At 36.0% G+C, this 20,177-nt stretch carries 15 protein-coding genes; 12 read left to right on the top strand and 3 right to left on the bottom strand.

Features of this window, described 5'->3' with window-relative positions; all coding sequences use genetic code 11:
- Positions 1–488: 488 nt before the first annotated feature.
- Positions 489–932 (bottom strand): hypothetical protein, encoded by a 444-nt coding sequence (locus DBX25_RS13640; protein ID WP_108671368.1) that lies wholly within the window; start codon positions 930–932, stop codon positions 489–491.
- Positions 933–1,185: 253 nt separating this feature from the next.
- Here DBX25_RS13640 and DBX25_RS13635 point away from each other — a divergent pair, with 253 nt between their 5' ends.
- The 3 genes from DBX25_RS13635 to DBX25_RS13620 all read left to right on the top strand — a co-directional run bounded on the left by DBX25_RS13635 (position 1,186) and on the right by DBX25_RS13620 (position 4,657).
- Positions 1,186–1,719 carry a hypothetical protein gene (locus tag DBX25_RS13635; RefSeq protein ID WP_157950966.1) on the top strand — a complete coding sequence of 178 codons (534 nt, stop codon included), beginning with the start codon at positions 1,186–1,188 and terminating at the stop codon, positions 1,717–1,719.
- Positions 1,720–3,555: 1,836 nt separating this feature from the next.
- A complete protein-coding gene (locus DBX25_RS13625; RefSeq protein ID WP_108671452.1) occupies positions 3,556–4,350 on the top strand; it encodes a ParA family protein in 795 nt (264 codons plus the stop codon).
- Positions 4,337–4,657: a hypothetical protein gene (locus DBX25_RS13620; protein ID WP_108671365.1), complete on the top strand. Its 321-nt coding sequence runs from the start codon at positions 4,337–4,339 to the stop codon at positions 4,655–4,657. The genes DBX25_RS13625 and DBX25_RS13620 overlap by 14 nt, the downstream gene beginning before the upstream one ends.
- A gap of 4,052 nt (positions 4,658–8,709) precedes the next feature.
- Here the strand turns inward: DBX25_RS13620 and DBX25_RS13615 are convergent.
- On the bottom strand, positions 8,710–9,798 hold the full coding sequence (locus DBX25_RS13615; RefSeq protein WP_240620308.1) for a hypothetical protein: 1,089 nt from the start codon (positions 9,796–9,798) through the stop codon (positions 8,710–8,712).
- Between the two features lie 1,449 nt (positions 9,799–11,247).
- Complete coding sequence (locus tag DBX25_RS13610; RefSeq protein WP_108671363.1) at positions 11,248–12,369, bottom strand: hypothetical protein; 1,122 nt, start codon at positions 12,367–12,369, stop codon at positions 11,248–11,250.
- A 1,088-nt stretch (positions 12,370–13,457) separates the two neighbouring features.
- Here DBX25_RS13610 and DBX25_RS13600 point away from each other — a divergent pair.
- The 9 genes from DBX25_RS13600 (at position 13,458) to DBX25_RS13560 (ending at position 19,803) form a co-directional block, all read left to right on the top strand.
- Entirely contained in the window at positions 13,458–14,111 is a 654-nt protein-coding gene (locus DBX25_RS13600) for a uridine kinase family protein (protein WP_108671361.1), read from the top strand.
- Positions 14,112–14,243: 132 nt separating this feature from the next.
- Entirely contained in the window at positions 14,244–14,762 is a 519-nt protein-coding gene (locus DBX25_RS13595) for a GNAT family N-acetyltransferase (RefSeq protein WP_108671360.1), read from the top strand.
- A gap of 155 nt (positions 14,763–14,917) precedes the next feature.
- Positions 14,918–15,343 (top strand): hypothetical protein, encoded by a 426-nt coding sequence (locus tag DBX25_RS13590; RefSeq protein ID WP_108671359.1) that lies wholly within the window; start codon positions 14,918–14,920, stop codon positions 15,341–15,343.
- Between the two features lie 145 nt (positions 15,344–15,488).
- A complete protein-coding gene (locus tag DBX25_RS13585; RefSeq protein WP_108671358.1) occupies positions 15,489–15,911 on the top strand; it encodes a hypothetical protein in 423 nt (140 codons plus the stop codon).
- Between the two features lie 175 nt (positions 15,912–16,086).
- Entirely contained in the window at positions 16,087–16,569 is a 483-nt protein-coding gene (locus tag DBX25_RS13580; protein ID WP_108671357.1) for a DUF2975 domain-containing protein, read from the top strand.
- 11 nt (positions 16,570–16,580) lie between these two features.
- Positions 16,581–16,796: a helix-turn-helix domain-containing protein gene (locus DBX25_RS13575; protein WP_108671356.1), complete on the top strand. Its 216-nt coding sequence runs from the start codon at positions 16,581–16,583 to the stop codon at positions 16,794–16,796.
- 45 nt (positions 16,797–16,841) lie between these two features.
- A complete protein-coding gene (locus tag DBX25_RS13570) occupies positions 16,842–18,086 on the top strand; it encodes a DUF4153 domain-containing protein (protein WP_108671355.1) in 1,245 nt (414 codons plus the stop codon).
- 452 nt (positions 18,087–18,538) lie between these two features.
- On the top strand, positions 18,539–19,093 hold the full coding sequence (locus DBX25_RS13565) for a GNAT family N-acetyltransferase (RefSeq protein WP_108671354.1): 555 nt from the start codon (positions 18,539–18,541) through the stop codon (positions 19,091–19,093).
- Positions 19,090–19,803, top strand: a complete 714-nt coding sequence (locus DBX25_RS13560) for a nucleotidyltransferase domain-containing protein (protein ID WP_108671353.1) — start codon at positions 19,090–19,092, stop codon at positions 19,801–19,803. The genes DBX25_RS13565 and DBX25_RS13560 overlap by 4 nt, the downstream gene beginning before the upstream one ends.
- The last annotated feature ends 374 nt before the right edge of the window (positions 19,804–20,177 follow it).

The following is a 20,177-nucleotide window of genomic DNA, read 5'->3' as shown; positions in this document are numbered from 1 at the left end:
AGCTATTTGCTTGCCCCATTCCATGTTTGAAAAACGAATGTCTTACGATGTTTTCTAGAGTTGGATCAGCGCAACCAATGTCATTCGAGCTTGAGTGAGTCATGGATAAAGCCTAGACAACCATTATTGTAATGAAGGAATAAAAGAATATTGGAAGAAAGGAAGAAAGGTTGGTTGCAATGAATATAACAACCAACGTATATTTCCATTTTGACGGTTTTATAAACTCGACCTAAATATGATTTGGCTTAGAGTGGAAGGGGAGAATAAAAAGGCTATGAAATCTTATAAATGGATGGGGAGTTTGTCGATCGGCTTCATATGAGTATCCTGAAAAGGGAGTTTTTTCAAAAGGGAGAAGGCTAATTAAAAATAACCTAGGTTTGAAGGAAAGTGTTTGGGAGTGGAAAGGGTCATGGTCATTCAAGTATGTGAATACCATCCCCTTCCCCTCCTTCTGGCTCCACTCCCTAAAAACCAACACATCCCTATTCTCGCACCACTTTATAATAAGAGCCTGTCTTTGAATTAAAAACAACAATCATCTTAGAGTCCTTGATTTCAATCAAGTATCTCTTACCTTCTTCTGTCTTGATGGTTTTGGGAGTTTTTCCATCCACTACATCAACATTCTCTTTTTCTTGAATGTAGATAACCGCTTTAAGATAGGAATATTGAGGTAGTGAAAAGATATAGAGCATTAGAACGAATAGAAGCAAAATAAAACTTATAGAATTTTTCCACGTAGAAGTTTTGGGTTGGTCTAAATCACTGATACCACTAAAAGCAATGTAAATCACAATCAATAGAATAGGTGCAAGCAAATCCCAGTGTGTGAGGAATGCATACTGTCTGGAACTGACACCCATAAATAACACTTCACCTAATGAAATAACTATCATCGCCACAATAATGAGTATCCTGATTCTCATAAATTTCCCCTTTATCTACATCTAACTAACAAGAAAACTACTGATGTATCATGGATGCCAACATCAAACCAAACCCTATTTCTCTATTCAAATCTAAATCTGCCTCTACTATTAAGTAAGCTATCTTTCTAATAGTTTCTCTATTCAAAAAGACATGGACCAAATAATTTACTTAATTTTACCAGTAGTTGAAACATCTGTATATTTGTTAATGTTGAGAGGAGACCTATACACGTGAGGTGAGAAATTGGACGTGAATACGAAAACACAAATGGCTAGAAGGAATGTACTGTTAGCATTAGTAACAGGTTTGCTTATTATTTCCATCTTACTCTTCATCTGGCAAAAGAATGAATATCAAAAAGACGTAATCAGGCAATACATTTTAGATCATTCGTCTACTTCTCACCAGTTATCACAAGCATTATCTGATTTTGAAAAAAACAAAGATCAAGAAATCCTGGCTAATCAGCTTGAATGGATACGTTTTTACCATTATCCTCATATGTCGAGGACTTATGGAAATGAGAAATATATTGGTAAGTATGTTCCGTTTCTCTCTAATTATCATGACTCCCTGCAATCGGTAGACCAAGTATTAGTGGATGCGATGAACAGTGCCCACCACGGATCTCTCACAGAAAAGCAGATTCGCTCCTTACAGGAAACCAGAAAATTCCTCCAAGCTTTTGATCAAGCGGTCGCAAGAAAAGATTTTTCATCTGTTAGCCTTTCCGAGTTAAAGGACCGATTGGATAAGTTTTATGCCACATACCCTAAGGAATAAATGAAGGTTGTTCCCTAACCTTAAGGAACAACCTTTAAGGTTGCATCCGATTTATTTTTTTGGATGGTTTAAACTCTCTACTGTAGCCAATAGATTCTAATACGGATCTTGGGGGCTATTTGCCGGATTATGAAGTTTTTTTTGATTTCCTGCTTCTCAAATGTATAAGCAGATATGCAGATCGAATTCAGTTGGAAAAACCACTGCTCTTGTAATTGTGCTATGCAGGTACTCCAAAAGAGAACGGCTTAATGCTAAAACTGTCTCTTTTTCCAATTCAATTCGATATCCAATTCTTATTCTACCCTTCACCAAGAACTAACGTTGAAAGGAAGATTCGAATATTTATACAAACGTTTAAACGAAGAAAAGAAGAAACCTTGATTGAAAAAATTATCGAACTAGTGTTGTTGGGATTTGCCTACTTTCGGCTTAGTCAAATATCTTCCTACGTTTATATGTATGGTCACCGCGTGAATGTTTAGGAAGTGTATTCTTTACACCGATATATATAAACATAAAACGAAGGAACGAAGATTCGAAGGAAGAAAAGAAGAAACGTTGGATGTGATTTATTGATTTGTGCGGATTTTAAGAATTGAATCCAACACCGTTGATAGCCCTGTGTCATCTTTTGAATTTTCACTCCCTACACTACCATTGTTGGAAAAGTTACTAATTACTATTTTTTGAGGCAGACAACCTAGTAACAATAAAGAATCGTGCCACCTTTATTAAGGAGATTAATAGGTTCATCTATTTAATAGATGAGATCCAATCCTTACATAATCCACGACTGATACGAATTAATTCAATATTTTATTCTCCTCTATATTTCTAAAGATTAAATATAATAGATTTACGTATAAAATTTGAATTTATTGTCTATTCTGTAGCTAGTAATGAATTTCTTCGCTTTTAAACTCCCCTCTTTGATTTATAGATTTTATATAGCAGTTCCTTTGATAGATAAACGAAGGAAGAAAAGAAGAAATAAAACAACGTTTATTGATTGGAATATAGATTGTTTGTTAATGAGGATTGTTCATCTCGCTCTTTAGGCCAATTTGTATTTGAAAACACTTTCCCTGGTGATGGTTTTTTTACTACAAATTAGACTTCCTTATACCGACTTGCAATGGTTTTGTTCCCCAATCAAGATCTCATACATTGGATTTCAGATATTCGGTCACTCGACACTCTATCAATAGGATTACTATGAATATTAGGCTGCCTGAATCTATCTTGTTTAATTCTTGCATAGAAATCCATGATACAATTTTTGTTAGAAGAAAAGAAGAAAGGAAGATTTAAAACAACGTTTCTATATTGTTGGACAGATTATACATATTGATTCTATTCCCATAGTTATTGCAAAGGATGGAGCAGATTTCTAGTTAATCTACTTCATTGATTCCTATTAATATTTTTCTTCCCTTGGATACCATCCCCCTTTTCTTGATCTCTCCTCAAAACTACTTATCCCACCTTTCAGTTAAGTTAATAATAGATAATTTCATCAAAGAGAATGAGATAAGTAGATTAGAAGAAACCAACGTTTATAGATACGAAGAAATATTTTTTTCTTCGTCTTGTTTATGTTACTAAAAACACAGACCATTCTTTGCAGTTCTTTTAATCATACTAGTTTAGATTTCCTCGTTGAATCATACTAGGAGGATTCTTGACCTGGTTATGAAATGGCAATTCGATTTATGGGAATATACGCACATAATTCAAGGAATATCTTGTTCCTCCTTAACAAAATCTACTATTTAGTTTAAAATATACAAAGAAAAGAAGAAAAGAACGTTGGAAGAAACGAAGGTGAAAAGATTGGCAATTACAATAACGATGGGAATTCAAAAAGGTGGTTGCGGAAAGTCCACGACCACAGGAATTCTTTCACACTTACTGACTGAAAATGGGTACCGTGTTTTGGCCGTCGACATGGACTCTCAAGGAAACTTGACTGAATTACTTTCTGAACAGCCCTCCAATGAATTCATGGGAAAATCCGTCCTAGAAGCTATGCAGCATAACAATGTTGACGAATTTATTGTCCCTATAAGTGATAAGCTTGACTTGCTTCCAGCCAATAACTTTCTGGCTACATTTCCAAGATGGATTTATACAGGAAAAACCTATTCGGGTGACACGATTCCATTCAAAGGGAACCCAAGTTTGATACTAGACGAGGCATTGGACCAGGTAAGGGAGAAATACGATTTTATCGTGATTGATACCCCACCATCCTTAAGTGAACAAACCACAAACGCGCTGTGTGCGAGTGAATTTGTCGTTGTACTTTTTGAATGCTCCAACTGGTGTTATTCTGCCATCCCTAACTTCATGGATTCTGTAGAGGGAGCTAGAAATTTCAGCAAGCGTGACACGAAGGTTGCGGGCATTCTCCGCACCATGAATGACGTCCGCAGAAGTGACGCAAAGGCGTTCAATGAAATGATTCAAGAAGATTATCCTGAGGAAGTGTTTGAAACCATCATTACTCGAAAAGCTCCCGTTGGAAGGCTATCCCTTTATGGCTTTAATGGAAATTCAGAACTGAAGCAGGCATTGGATCAATATGAAAGTTTCTACGAGGAGTTGATAGAACGTGTCAAAGGTTAATGACATCAAGAATATGAAGCGACAACAAAAGGTAATTTCTCCTACTCAAGCATTAGCTGAAATGGTTGGAGAAGATGAAGCTAAAGAAGAAAAAAAGATTAGTAGAAAAGAAGAAATATTGGAACCAATAAAGGTCGAAACGAACCAACCAAGAAAGGAAGATTCCAAGGTGGAAAGAAAGCGTGTTTCTTTTGATTTACGTACGGACCTACATAAGGAACTGAAAATGCAATCTCTCATGCAGGAGAAAAATATTTATATCTTGATTGAAGAAGCTTTGGAGAAGTATTTAAAAGAAAATAAATAGTCGTAGTACATAATGGAGGATGTTGAGTGCATCCTCTTTTTGATTGCTTGATTCTTCCATGAAGATTTTTTTGGATACCCCAACTTCGTTTCCTGCTTTCTCCAATGAGTGAGTTATTTCAAATCATCTAGTCGTTAATATGAAATTCCCCAAAACAAAATGGTTTCTTCATAGGAAGAAACGTTTATTCCAAGAAACCTTCTTTTTATTAATTGAATATGTTTTCATAAAAGAACTTCCTTCTATATCTAAGTAATGAACTTTGTGCAGCTCGTATTAATATGTACGTTGTTCCATTAGAGTAATATATTGCTAAACAAAGCTGCCTAGCCCTGCGAAAGGATTGTACCTTATCGTTGAGGATTAAAAAAATCTATTCTAAATCTTTCACCGGAGTGCACTTTATTAATTTCAATTGGAAGTATCATGGAGTATGAATTTTTTAGAATCCTTTATTATTTGACCCTACACTATCTAAAAAGATTAGAATCTTCGTTGTTTCCAAGAAACGTTTATTTCTTCGTTTATTTATTGTTATTATGAAGTCCCTAGTCATTATCCCTCATACAGATACTCTGATAAATCCAAAACAAATAGTCCCTTTTGTAGAATACAATGAGCGTTGAACTTCAAATGCCAATTATACATCTTCTTTTAATTTTCTTAATTGAGTAAATACTCCAGAATGGATTACAAAGACCTAAGAGTTTTCGATATTCGCTCTTTTGTTTATAGAATGAAAATCATCAACTCTTAAGAAATCTTTCATACAAAACTGGATTACCATGAAGAATATTTACATATCGAAAATGTAACCATTAATCTCTACCTAAATTCTAAGTGGCCCAACAACTATTACCTGTTACCAATTTTACTTTGACCGTATGACATCCTCCTCTCTGAAGTTAATAACAAATTCAAAATTCAGAAGAAAGATTTATTCCAATGAATAAACGTTTTTTTCTTCGTTTCTTCTATAATTTTTCTGGAAATGGATTTGAGATTGATTGTTAAGTGTAAACCCCATACTTTTCTATATAGCTTATTGATGGTTTCAGAGAGCGTCTTTTACCATTAAATTGGGTTAACTATGAGAATCGAACGTTTATTTTTTCGTCTATTGTTTGAATCCAAGTGGGACCGTAATCTTTTTTTCTACAGAAAATATATATGAATATGAAAACTTCCCCCGCGAAAGTTCTCATCTATCAATGTCACAAAACAAACATCATATCTATAAACGAAGATTGGAAGAAAGGAAGAAACGTTGGAACTAATATGAAGGTTAAATATATGTTGAAGAAAACATTACCAGTGTAAAGTAGACAACTAGAGATATCATAAATTTTCAGTAACCATAGAATAGAAATTCTTAATTAAATCTAAGATGTTCTCAATAAGAATCATACATTCGAAAGAAGATGCTAAAGAAGAGTTAACCAAAAGCTTAGGCTAAGTGGATCTGTATTAAATCAGTAATGTAGAAATCACTTTTTGTATGTTATTCAAACTTCTCCTACACAATGACCATTCTTCATCGATTCATAACATTTCCTACTTATTGAATAAAGGAAGGTTCGTTCCTAAGAAGAAACGTTTATTTCTTCGTTTATTTTTCGGAAACTGATGATCACCTCATGCTATGCTGCATTTTTTTGTACTAACTTCATGTAACCAATAATGTCCGTGATTACAGTTTTCCTCAAACAATACTACTAATCGGATGAAGATCTAATTATTAGGCTGGGATAAAATATTAAGGAGGGAACGAATATTCGAACGTTCGAAGAAAGGAAGAAACGTTTAAAATATGGTGAGAGATAGGATCAAATTCAATTTGAAATTCTTAGTTCTTGCCTTACAGGACTTATCTGTAATTCCTACTACTAATTAGATGGGGACCATTACAAAATGGATTATATTATTTTACTTCCTGAATGAAAGATTTCCATCCCCTTTGAATTAGCTCTTATACAATCGCCAAAATATATAGCCTGATTCCAAGAAGAAATGTATCAATTCAAAACAAGTAAGACTATACTTCACATGAAGATTTTTCTTATCTTAGTTAACATCCACTTCGTCTCAACCACCTCGCAATTGTCCTAATATCATAAAAATAATATTTTCATTAAAGAATATTTCTTCTTAGGAAGAAACGTTTATTACTTCGTTTATTCATCATAATGTTTAAAATCACCTTTTTGTTTTCTCTTTCTTGTTATTACGGGTGTCTTTGATATTCCACGGCATCTGGATCAGAACGATGGAAAGAGAGTGGTAAGAATAGGATCATGGATTTTTCAAATGGATGACTTATGCAGAACCCCAAGAAATATGTTTTGAAGACCCTTAAAAGAATAAACGTTGTTTTCTTCCTTTAAAGATTTCTTCTTATTGATAGAAACTTAAACTCATAGGTAAGTATTTCTTCCATGAAATTTAGGGGATGTATTTAGACAGCTTTTCTCAGATAAATCACCCTAAACTCTCTGCATTATTACAGGGTCCTTAAAAATTAGGGAGGTGAGAAGTGATTATTCCCCCGCTCGTTTAAAGTCTACTCAAACAAACATTAGAAGAAACGAAGATTGGAAGAAACGTTTAAAAGAAGGAAGTTAGAAATCATTGTATCAAGATAAGTAAATCACAATAGCTTGCAAGTATGTTAAAGGCTAATTAAGGCATTCACCTATTTTCAACAACACCCTTATAGGAGGAACTGATTTTCCTCTAAGGAATTCAAACATTCTACTTTAAATTAAGTGGTTGATAAAGATTTTGAATCTATTCCATGTAGGGTCGAATGTACTCGTTTAAAGTCACATAATTTATTTGCTATTAATTTTTTCAACACCATCAAATCATCTATGTCAGCTTGAACGAGTTCCTCTTAGCTTTTCTTATTGAAAGCAAGACGTTTACGAAGAAATAAAATAAGATTCATCCAGTCCACCCGTTGGTCAGTAAAAAGATTTCTCACCAACAGGGAAAAGGAGCGGGATAGTAAATCGGGTTAAAGTTTGAATAAACAAACGTATAAAGGAAGGTTCGAAGAAAAGAAGGAACCAACGTTGGAAGGTTGTTTTATTTTGGATTACGTATCAAAATTTAATCTTACATTATGGGTTTAGCCACTAAAAAATAGATTCATCTATCGCCTTAAACACAATGATGATGAATCGCACAATGTGAACCATATCTCAGGGTATTTGATAAGACCAGGGATTTAGTTATAGGATTTTGTGCAGGATGTGAAAGCAAACGTCTATTTTATACGGGGATGTGCAACTTCCATCCTAAAGTTGAACAGAAATGGAGAGTGAAGGTGTGAAAGCAAAATCAAACCATGAGTAGTGTCATTGAAAAAACGGCAAATTTTAGATGAAAGAGGATCCGGCTATCCTAAATTGTATGATTATCGATTCTTCGATTTTGAAATAGCGTAACAAGTGCCTTTTCATTTGGTTAATCCTCTATCATATCCTTTACAACCATTCATTAAATCTTCATTTAAGAATCCTTTCTGGTAATGAGTAATAAAGAAGCATAAGCCTCCATATAGACTTGTATACGATTTGTATTTATTAAAATTATCCCTTTATACAATTCTCTCGTAAAAATACAACACCCGTAAAATTCTCATTAGTAATAAAAATTTTCAATAGTAATAAAATAATACAGTAAATAATAGGCTCACTTGGGAAAAGAGGGGTGAGACCACGATTCCCAAGATTCCGAGCCTTGGGCTAAGATCGCCTTTATCGTCATTTCCACTTGTTCAGAAAACAAGGAGTGATGGATTCACATTTACACACGTTAAGGGTTGCTATATTCCCATTTTCACAACTCTATAAGAAAATTTTCCCCAAATCCACAAGTGCATTACCGATATACAATATTAGAAAAAAGAATCCCTCCGCGCTATTTGCGAAGGGATTCGTACGTTTTATGGCCATAAATTGGTTCCAGTGTCACATAAGGGACAGTGGAGCCGTTGTGAACTCAAGCCGAAAAGCCCTGTGAAAATTCATTTTTTTCACAAGGCTTTATTATGTATTCAACAGTTGGAAAAGAGCGGGCTTTTGGCCAGTCTTCATATATTCCCTCATGTTGGCTTCGTGAATCATCCCGTACGGAAGCTCCTCGAGGGCATGAGGAAGGAATCTTCGGAACGCTTCTCGGAAGAAAGCGCCAATCGAGAAGAAATGGAAGGTACCTTTTCGTTTCCGTTCTTCCTCGATATGGTTTCCAATGTTGTCCATCGTCTGGATGAAGAAATTTTTGATGAACAGATTCCTAGTCGAATAGCTGTTGCTGCTATCTAACAGATATTGAAGTTTGTTGACCACCTCTTGCTTGAAGGAAATCATCACGTCTAAGCCGTCCTTCGGTTTATAACGGATTTTGTGTCCATCTAGGAAGTAAGTCAGTTCCTTTGATAGCTTGGCCATCAAAGGATGGACTTGGAATTCGTCGGTATTTTCTTTCACGCACTCTGGTTTCAATTTGAACGTAAATTTTTTCACCCACACCTGGTGGCCACGGAACTCTACCCCCACCGTTTCCATGTCAAACAAGGCCTCCAAAATCACGAGAATTTTTCGGACGCCCTTGGCATTTTTGTTCAATTGTCCCTTCAAGGTCTTCATCGTACGCTCTTGCACGATGTTGCCGATTTCCCCTGTTTTGCTGTAGCCCATTCCGGTCCTAAATTGATTTAGCAGAGATAGAAGAAGCTCGATCCCCTCTGGATTGGCTGTGCGCACGAATTCTCCGATGATGTTCGTCTCAAAAAGAGAGTGCGGGATGACGAGATAATTGAGTAAACCTCCGTTTTTTTCCGGGGTGTTGTACTTTTCCACATCCTTCAACACGAGGACTGGCAATCCTTCATGGATTTCCTCTCTGATGAAATGATGGTCTTCCAAATACTTCTTTCCACCCCAAAGAGTAGAATAGGAGATTCCTAGTTTCCTAGACCAGGATGCCAAATTGTATTCCTTCAGGACCCCACGCTGGTTCCCTTCTTGATCAAGCTGTTTCAACATCGTCAAGTATACGGCGTAGGCGGAAGCAGGAGGGCGCTCGTATGATTCGTCACGCAACAGACGGAATTCTTCTAAAATGGCGTGGTGCATGCGGAAACCATCGATTTTAATCGTAGACTCTTTCATTCTAAACCCTCCTTTTTCACCGTATTTATTAGTAAGATTATAGCAAACTGGTAGATTAGGGAATTTTGTCCTTTATTAGAGAGAAAGAAAAGTTGCACAAACCAGGTTAAACCCTTGTGGCTGCTGGGATGGATAGATTCGTAAATATTTTTTGTGAGACAGGAAACGTCAAGGTTTGCACCTTTATTTGCATATTGTGATGGCAAACGTCATCATCTCTCAAACATGATTGCCTCATAAATCTTATCAAATTAGGATGTTGACCTACATTCGTAAGGGGTAAACATATGACTTGCACAAGAGATTGTGCAACCAGTGGTGAAAGTAAACGTCATGTTTCTACAAAAAAATGAAAGATAGGGAGTTCTTCTGCAGTTATAAATCTTGGAAGATGAAGGAGCGTCGCTAGCATGAACGAAAGTCCATGCAATGTCTAGACGTTTGAAACCAATCTAGCAAGACTAGTTATTTTAGACATGGTTACTATTAATATATGAAAAGATTCTTGTTTAGGGGCGTGGAGATGAAAAAAATTTTATAAATATGAAAAATGTCGAAAAAAAGTGGGAGCGAGAGGATCAAAGCTGTTTTATCTTTAAAATTGTGCACTATGTGAAGGTTAACGTCATGAACGAACCAGATGTGTGCATATTGTAAACGGAAACGTCATATTATGTGCAATTTAACTTCCTCTTCACGGTTAAGCTTATATCCCATGGTGCATGGGCCACGGGTATGCTCCTTCTCTATTTATGTTGGACGATTAAACAAGCGATAGCCTTTTAGGCATAAACAGTCAGAGAGTGATGTTACATAAGAATGGAAAGGATGGTATATGCCAACAAAGTTCCCACGTGCTATGTAAAAACGGATAAGTTGCAAAGATCCCTTGAAGGCTTTCTTTAGGGGAGCTCATTTTACTTTGGGAAAAATGTAGAATTAATGAAAGAAAAATCATTTGATTCAAGGATCTATTCGTAAAAAATCAACTTCTATAAAGAAAGCAATATTCATAAAATAAATCAAAAGTAATAAAAGAATCAGTACTAATAGGCTCCAAAAACAAAATGGCCGATGAGCCTTACTACTCTAGCATTTCCCTCAAATAGGATGGGGTATCTAGATGGAATCTTCACACATTCACACCTATACCAGGATAGTATCCACTTTTTCAAAAAGATGTGAACGGTATCCTCACATATTCAGAGGGATTTATAGATGATACTCACTTTCCCACAAGTAATGATCCGTTATAAGGTAGGACAAAAAAATCAACCCCCAGTGCAAAATGGGGGTTGTTTCATGGTTATGAAGAAAATAGTGCGATAATAGGGGTGTTTCATTGTGAATAATCAAGGATGGAAGTAACACGAATAGCCCTGTGAAAGGCCATTTTTTTCACAAGGCTTATGTTTATGTATTCAATAGTTGGAAGAGGGCGGGTTTCTGACCGGTCATCATGTATTCCCTCATGTTGGCTTCATGAATCATCCCATACGGAAGCTCCTGCAGGGCATGAGGCAGGAATTTTCGGAACGCTTCTCGGAAGAAAGCGCCAATGGAGATAAAGGTAAAGCTGCCTTTTCGCGCTTTTTCCTGCTGGATGTGGGTCCCGATACGGTCCATCGTCTGGATGAAGAAGTCCTTGATGAACAAATTCCTAGTCGAATAACTATCTTGTTGATCTAACAGGTATTGCAGCTTGTTGACCACCTCCTGCTTGAAGGAAATCATGACGTCTAGGCCGTCCTTCGGTTTGTATCGAATCTTGTGTCCATCCAGGAAATAGGTCAGTTCTTTTGCTAGCTTGGCCATCAATGGATTCACCTTGAACTCGTCGGTGTTTTCTTTCACGCACTCCGGTTTCAGTTTGAAGGTGAATTTTTTCACCCACACCTGATAGCCACGGAACTCCACCCCCACGGTTTCAATGTCGAACAGAGCCTCCAAAATCATGAGGATTTTTCGGACCCCTTTGGCATTTTTGTTCAATTGTCGTTTTAGAGTCTTCATCGTACGTTCCTGCACAATGTTGCTGATTTCCCCTGTTTGGCTGTAGCCTATCCCGGTCCTGAATTGGTTCAGCAAAGAAAGAAGCAATTCAATTCCCTCTGGATTGGCTGTGCGTACAAATTCCCCGATGATGTTCGTCTCAAATAGGCTATACGGGATGGTGAGATAGTTAAGGATTCCCCCATTCTGTTCCGGAGTGTTGTATTTTTCGACATCCTTTAACACCAGAACTGGCAGCCCTTCATGGATTTCTTCTCGGATGAAATGATGATCTTCCAGATACTTCTTTCCACCCCAAAGAGTAGAGTAGGAGATTCCTAGTTTTCTTGCCCAGGAAGCCAAGTTGTATTCCTTGAGTACGCCACGTTGGTTTCCTTCTAGGTGCAACTGTTTCAATAGCGTCAAGTATACCGCGTAGGCGGAAGCGGGAGGTCGCTCGAATGATTCGTCACGCAACAGACGGAATTCTTCTAAAATCGCATGGTGCATGCGGAAACCATCGATTTTGATTGACTCTTTCATCCAAACCCCTCCTTTTCCACCCTTTTTGATAGTAGGATTATAGCAAACTGACAGAATAGGAAATTTTGTCCTTTATTAGAAGGTTGTGAAAGTTGCACAAGGTGTTCAAACCCTTGGGACTGTAAGGGTGTATGAGTGGGCAGAATTTTTTCAAGAGACAGGAAACGTCACGATTTTCCCATCGGTTTGCACGGTGTGAAAGAAAACGTCATGTTAGAAATTAATGAAACCTCGTAAAATTAAGGTTTTTTCATAGAATCGTCGAGTCTTCCGGTCTAAGTTGCACAAAATCTGTGCAACTTATCGTGAAAGGAAACGTCAAGATTCCTCATATTTTTCAAGTATGGAAGAGTTTTGTTTTCATTTCGAGTTCAGTTGGTTTTGTGCATGTTGTGAAGGAAAACGTCAATTAGTCAGGGGAACTTTTAGAAATGTGCACGATGTGAGAGAGCTATTTTATCGAAGGAATGTGGATAGCTGTTGAAAAAAGGCAAGATCCATGATGGAGCTGGCGCATACTTAATCCTACTAAACCAAGTTTCGTGCAGTTTGTGAAAGGAAACGTCACTATCAAAGTGTGATGCACAGGGAGAATAATTGCGTGGGTTCTTTTGGCTTCATTGTGCGGAATGTGATAGCAACCGTCATAATTACATATAGGCACATTGCACAGTTACAGTTCTCTCAACAGGGAAGGAGAAAAGCATTGAATAGGAGACTGATTCACATCAATCTTAAGGAAAAACCGCTAAAAAGTGCTGAACTCATTGTGCAGTTTGTGAAAGCAAGCGTCCAGTTCAAGTGCAAAAACGGATGAAGGAACGAAATCTGCACACAAAAAACTTAGGGAAACAGGACAGATTACATATTTGTGCATGTTGTGAAGGGAGACGTCATTTTTATCTGTGTTGTGCAGATTATTGATTAAACATCGTTGTAATGTTGGATTTTGATCGCCCGTTTTGTTGAAATTCTTCTTATACAAAAGGGGGGGGCGTTTAACAAGGTATAGTGAATGTATGGTATTGTAAAATTTAGTAAGTGGCAGGATGATTGAATATCAATGAATAGAGTGGATGAGGGGAAATATGGAAAAGATTTTACATGAAATAGCTCATTTGATTATCGGTACAGAAAAAAGAATCATCATTGGGATATCGGGACATGGTGCATCTGGAAAAACAACGTTCGCTCATAATCTTGTAAATATTTTAGGACAAGAGAATGTGAATTATGTCAATACAGACACCTATATCATAGGTTCTAATCTTAGGAAATACACTTTAATCGACTATGAATATAAAAAGGAACACCATCGTGATAAAATGACAGCTTGTCATCCTTTAGCTCATCATATATCTGCTCTAGAGAGAGACATTCAAATGATAAAAGATGGTGTAGATGTTTATACAATTGGTACGAATTATACAAAGAGCACCTTAATTTCTTCGCAAAACAAAATAAATATAGTAGAAGGTATGACCGTTGCCTTTACGGATCTTGATTTCTATGAACTAAAGATATACCTATATACAGATGGAGAAACCGAATTAATGAGAAGGAGTATACGTGATGTTTCTGAAAGAGGAACAGATATTTCTTACCTTAGAAAATCTCATGAAGAGCGTAGAATTCAATATGAGATATTTATGCATCCGTATCATAACAATTTTGATATTGTTATCAAAAATTCCAATGAAAACTATACACTTGAAAAGTGGTGTATTCCTAAGCTTGTGTAAAAATGTGCATGTCGTAATGGGAGCGTTAATCAAAGTAGGATTCTCGCTCTATTTTTATACTGAAAAGAAAAAAGTAGCTATCGTACAAAATGGCCAGGTTGTTTTTACAAAACAGTCCTTAGGGGGAAAGATGTGGATTTTAAAGAAAGCAAGGTTCAATGTATAAAAATTAGACCTATAACTATGGATGATTATAGATTTGTATTAAATTGGAGTAAAGATGACACTTTTTGTTCAGCAAATGGTTGGGAAAAAAACAGAAATGAGGAAGAACTTTTTAGATGGTGGCATCAATGTGTACATAATATTTCTAATGATTTCATTCGTATGGGTATAGAATTAGAAGCAAGGTTAATTGGTTATGCTGACTTAGCATTTATTAAAGATAATCAAGCTGAATTAGGCATTGCAATTGGTGAGTCTATATTATGGGGTAAAGGAATTGGATATAAGTCTAGTATCAGTATGATGGATTATGCGAAAGAGCATTTAGGAATTACAGTTTCTAATGCTGAAACACATGAAGCGAATAATCGTTCGAGAAAAATGCTTGAGAAAATAGGATTCAAAGAAATTAGTAGGATTGGTAGTGAGGAATATTTAGGAACGGAAAGCAAACTAATTCAATATAGGTTTTATTTTTGCAGCTAATTCTCATTTTCTACTAAAGAGTCCGTTTAATTGAAGATGTTGGATGTTAAGTTAATTTATTTCGTAAAAGGATTATCCACCTTTAATATTCAATAAACAAATTAGGACTAAAATTGTTTGGAGGGCTCCTTATTAGAACAGTAGTTAATAGAAAAATGAGACTTAAAACTACTCAAATTATAGGATTAGTTATTATTGCTTTGGTTATAGTGGGAAATTTTAATGCTATTTATAATGCGATTAATAAATTTTTTGTTCAACACACTATAATAGAGTCAACCGTTATCAAGACTTTAACAGTTCATGAAATTGATCAACTTGAAACTAAACAAGAGAAACTTGCACAAAAATATGATAAAACAACAACTGAATGGCTCCATGAAGAGATTGAGCAGGGTGCATTCCTTATGAGACGCAACGGTTATTCATTTCTTTTACATAATCCTGAATATGATTCAGCAAAAATTAAATATACAGTAACACAGTACAAAATTAATGGTCAAACAGTTGATTTTATTAGTAATAGCATAATATTACAAGTTCATTCGGAAAAAGGTTGGAAAGAGTACAAACCTGATTAAAAATTTTCTTAACGAGTATCTACCTTCGCTCTTGCCATCAGAAGACAATTGTTACTACTTCAAAAGAGCGTGGTTTTTTTATCAAAGATCGCACTCTCTTTTTTTCGTTTAATGAAACTGAGAACTTATTAAGGAGATCATGTAAATGAGTATGGCAACCTATATTGGCTTGAATTTTGAAGTAAAAATCAATGAATATTATACGGAGGAAGAAGTTGAAATTGATTATGTTTTCTCTGATGAAGAAAATCGTAATGTAGTTCAGCAGAAGCATTTTACTACCCCGTATATTTATGAAGTTTCTGAAAAAGGTCATCCTATTTGGCAAATGAATGAGGATCAAAGGATTCATTCACCCCATAACTACGAAAAATCTAAAAAAACTTTTCTCTATTTATGTGACCTACTCAAACAGTTGCTTCCAAAGGGCGATTATTGTGAAATCTATATTTGCTGGTTGGGTGAAGAAGATGAAGAGCGGGAGAAAATTACGGAAATTCATTTAAATAATCTTCAGATTAGAAGCATAGATATTGAAGAAAAATGTTTCATCAGAGTAGAAAACTAATGTCGTTATGAAAATAGGAAAGTGATTTGGCGTTTCTTGGAAGGAGAAATGCTTTTTATTTTGCATAAAACAGAAATATACAATAAAAATGTTACTATTTTTAATAAAAAAATATTGTAAAACGATAAAAAATTCATTAAAATCAATATCATAATAAAGAGGTGAGGTGCTACTTATGGAAAAAGTAACAACATTGTTTTTAAAAATAGCTGTTTTTCTTTTAGGCGTCCCTGTACTGGCTCTGTGTATCTTTTTAGTGCCGGAGATGGCGACTCTTGCAGCAAAAATGCTTCCAGAGTTTGCTCTAATAAAATATCTCGTTTTCATCGGGTTTGATGCATCGGCGATCCCTTTTTACTTTGCTTTGTATCAGGCTTTCAAACTCTTACGCTATATTGACAATAATCAAGCTTTCTCGGATTTATCTGTAAAAGCTTTAAAGAAAATCAAATACTGTGCCATTACAATCAGTATGTTGCATGTGCTAGTTTGGCCGCTCTTCTATATCTTTGCGGAAGTTGACGATGCACCAGGAGTGATCTTGGTCGGATTGGTTGTTCCTTTTGCTTCGATGGTTATCGCAGTCTTTGCGGCTGTTCTCCAAAAACTTTTACAAGAAGCCATTACTATAAAATCAGAAAATGATTTAACGGTCTGAGGTGAATAACAATGCCAATGATAATCAATATTGATGTCATGTTAGCCAAAAGGAAAATGAGCGTAACCGAACTTTCGGAGAAGGTGGGAATAACAATGGCGAACCTTTCTATTTTGAAAAATGGAAAGGCAAAAGCGATTCGATTATCCACTTTAGAGGCCATTTGTAAGGCTTTAGAATGTCAGCCTGGAGATATTTTAGAATACAAAAGTGCCGAAGATAGTTAAACATTGTGGAGGAAACTACTAATAATTATTAGGAGAGGGATAACGATGGACATTACCAATTTAATTAGGGAGAATAAGGCTAACCCTCATGAGCTGGAGAGAATGTATAGAAACGACCCGAAAGCTTTTAAAAAGTCCTTCTCACACGCATGGAAACAATATCCTGATTCTCAGGTTCTTGACGTTTGGAATGAAAGATTGCATTTTAAGGAGAAGGCCAATAGCGAAACCTCTTCCTTCCTTCAAAAAGGCTTCTTATTTATGGGCATTTTAGCCATTTTGGCCGGAATAAGCACTAGGATCATTTTCCATTTTGTCGAACAGGAAGCCATTGCTCCCATTAACCTGGCCTTTGGTATAATTCCCTTTATTGCGGCCTATTTTGTTTACAAGAATACTCCGAAAAAAAGTGTTATTTATTCCCTTGCTGCATTGTTCTTAATTTCCGGTGTGTACCTGAATATGCTGCCATTAAAGTATACAGATAGTATTATCCTTGCCTATTTACACCTGCCCCTATTCTTATGGGTATTGGTAGGGCTTGCATTTACAGGAAATGAATATTCAACAGGCAGTATCAGATTAGCTTATCTTAAATTTAACTTGGAATATGGGATTCTCTACGCCAGCATGGCCGTTAGCGGAATGGTTCTAGCAGCATTAACCATGCAGTTATTTAGCTTTGTTGGTTTGGATATCGAAGACTTCTATTTTAGTAATGTCGTTTTATTTGGTGCGGCCGCTCTCGCGATTGTGGCTGCATACCTGGTATCCATGAATCTTAAATTTGCTAAAAATATTACACCCTATCTAGCGAAAATTTTTAGTCCACTTGTCCTGGTCACCTTGTTGGTCTATCTTATAACGGTTATATGGGTCGGGAAAAATCCATTCTTGGACCGCCATTTCCTGATAGCCTTCAACGGAATTCTGCTTGGTGTATTGGCTGTTACTATATTTTCCATTACCGAGAGCGATTCAGATGAGAAAAAGAACCTATCAGATTATATAAATTTTGCCTTAATTGTTCTTGCGCTAATCATTGATAGTGTGGCTTTGTCTGCCATTGTGTTCAGACTTTCTTCTTATGGGATGACGCCTAATAGACTGGCTGTTTTAGGAGTAAACATCCTGATCTGGGCACATCTAATTTGGATTATGCTCTCCTATATGCGTTTTCTACAAAACAAATCCGGACCATCCACTATTCAAGATGCCGTTACGAAGTATTTGCCGGTCTACGGACTTTGGGCAGCATTCGTTATCTTTGCTTTTCCTATAATTTTTTAATTAGAAAGGTCTGTTAATGTAACGAAAAGCTAATCTTCTATAACGAATAAAAATCCGGTGAGCCGATAACAGAAGACATAAAAAATAGCTTAAAAATAATTACCAAGCAAATGAGTACATCATTCCTTTTAAGAAGTATAAAGACTAAACAAATAATAAGCTGTCATTTGGCAGCTTTTCTTTTTATGCTATAGGGAGATTAGTGTAAAAAAACCTTCAAATTAATGAAGGTAGCTTTAAACGGGTCTAAATTTGTTTTTGAAAAGAATTAAATTTATTACCACAGAAAACAAAATAGAGGAAAAAATGAATATTTCTTCATAGCCGCTTTTACCAAAAATATAGAATGTTGAAAAAGGAGCACTTACTGCAAGTAGTAAACTTATAGGGGGTTTACTTTTTACATTCAAGGTAGCCAGTGAATAATTAAACATAGATTGGGAGACAAAGAGATGAAAAGAAGAGAATTACCGAAAATCCAATTAAGAGATTTAACTCTTTTTGACGTTGAAGATCGTTATCAATGGTGTTTAGATAAGGAAGTAACAAAGCATTTGAATATGCCCGAGAGGTATCCGCCTTTTAGTAGAGAAGAAACTAAAAATTGGATACAAATGTGCATACACAAAACAAATGGATATGAACAAAAAGCCATTGTCACAGAAGAGGGAAAACATATTGGCTGGATTGATTTAAAAAACATCGACAAGTTAAATAAACACGCTGAATTAGGGATTGCGATAGGAGATAAAAACTATTGGGGTAAAGGTTTTGGACTTGCGGCGATGAGAGAAATGCTTTTATCGGGATTTAATGAATTAGGACTTAATAAAATTTGGCTGAGAGTGGAAGTAGACAATGAAAAAGCCATCAAATCGTATAAACGTATGGGCTATGTAGAAGAAGGTATTTTAAGACAAGATAGAGTAAGAAATGGAGAATTTATTGACCGACTTCGTATGAGTATGTTGAAAGACGAGTTTCTACCAAAGGAAGAGATAAAATGAAAAATAGACCTGATCCCATAGAAGCAGCCTTTGGGTTTATTGACAAACATTTTCCTACTTGTCAGGGAGCTATATTAGCTGGGAGTGTTGTTCGTGGACAAGCAACCGAAACCTCTGATTTAGATATAGTGATTTTTGATGAAAGTCTATCTTCTTCTTATCGTGTATCCCTTATCGAATGTGGATGGAATATTGAACTATTTGCACATAATTTATCCTCATACCGATCCTTTTTTGAAAAGGATTGTAACGAAGCAAGACCTTGTATGCCAAGAATGGTAAGCGAAGGGAAGATTTTAAAGGATACAGGTGTGTTGTCGGAAATAAGAAAAGAAGCTAATGATTTATTAGATCAAGGACCCAAAGAGTGGTCAAGAGAAACCATTGATATGAAGCGCTATTTTATCACGGATGCGTTAGATGATTTAATCGGTTGCCAAATTAGAAGCGAAGGAATTTTTATTGCAAATAAACTTGGTGAATTAGTAAGTGAGTTCATTCTTCGTAGTAATCGGAAATGGATTGGATCATCAAAATGGGTGGTTCGTTCATTAGTTCATCACGACAAGAAACTGGCAAATGAATTCGTTGAAGCATTTGACACGTTTTATAAAACAAATGAAATTGATCAGATTGTAAGTTTCACGGATAAAGTCCTTGAACCCTTTGGGGGAAGATTATTTGAAGGCTTCTCTTTAGGGGAAAATTAAACCAATTGTTAAAAACGCTCAGAATGAACTGAGCGTTTCAGACTGTAGACAAACTCTAAGAATTAAGAGTTTGTCTACAGTCTTTTCAATTAAAATAATTTATATACTAGATAATCCGTTGATTTCCGTTCCTGGCGAACGCTTTCCGCGGGGTGAGACTTGAGCCTCCTCAGTCGCTATGCTCCTTGCGGGGTCTCAAGCTTCACACTCCTCCCGCAGGAGTCGTCGCCCTCCACTCCAATCAACTAGTAACCGGTTAATATGGAAGAGGTGACGTACAAAATGATGACAAGAAACCAATTAAATGAACGTGAACAATTAGAAGTGTGGGCGATTGATCAACTTGTGCCTGATGACCATTTAGTACTAAAAAT

It is taken from the genome of Peribacillus acanthi, assembly GCF_003073175.1.
GTDB classification, from domain to species: Bacteria; Bacillota; Bacilli; order Bacillales; family DSM-1321; genus Bacillus_BN; species Bacillus_BN acanthi.
Note: the sequence above shows the minus strand (reverse complement) of the source record. Positions and strands in the feature narration are given on the sequence as shown.

Excerpts from the sequence above, each read along its gene's own strand:
- DBX25_RS13600 (WP_108671361.1), top strand. The coding sequence starts at position 13,458 with ATGGAAAAGATTTTACATGAAATAGCTCATTTGATTATCGGTACAGAA.
- DBX25_RS13570 (WP_108671355.1), top strand. The coding sequence starts at position 16,842 with ATGGACATTACCAATTTAATTAGGGAGAATAAGGCTAACCCTCATGAG.
- DBX25_RS13580 (WP_108671357.1), top strand. The coding sequence starts at position 16,087 with ATGGAAAAAGTAACAACATTGTTTTTAAAAATAGCTGTTTTTCTTTTA.
- DBX25_RS13560 (WP_108671353.1), top strand. The coding sequence starts at position 19,090 with ATGAAAAATAGACCTGATCCCATAGAAGCAGCCTTTGGGTTTATTGAC.
- DBX25_RS13585 (WP_108671358.1), top strand. The coding sequence starts at position 15,489 with ATGAGTATGGCAACCTATATTGGCTTGAATTTTGAAGTAAAAATCAAT.
- DBX25_RS13565 (WP_108671354.1), top strand. The coding sequence starts at position 18,539 with ATGAAAAGAAGAGAATTACCGAAAATCCAATTAAGAGATTTAACTCTT.
- DBX25_RS13615 (WP_240620308.1), bottom strand. The coding sequence starts at position 9,798 with ATGCACCACGCCATTTTAGAAGAATTCCGTCTGTTGCGTGACGAATCA.
- DBX25_RS13610 (WP_108671363.1), bottom strand. The coding sequence starts at position 12,369 with ATGAAAGAGTCAATCAAAATCGATGGTTTCCGCATGCACCATGCGATT.
- DBX25_RS13575 (WP_108671356.1), top strand. The coding sequence starts at position 16,581 with ATGCCAATGATAATCAATATTGATGTCATGTTAGCCAAAAGGAAAATG.
- DBX25_RS13640 (WP_108671368.1), bottom strand. The coding sequence starts at position 932 with ATGAGAATCAGGATACTCATTATTGTGGCGATGATAGTTATTTCATTA.
- DBX25_RS13590 (WP_108671359.1), top strand. The coding sequence starts at position 14,918 with ATGAGACTTAAAACTACTCAAATTATAGGATTAGTTATTATTGCTTTG.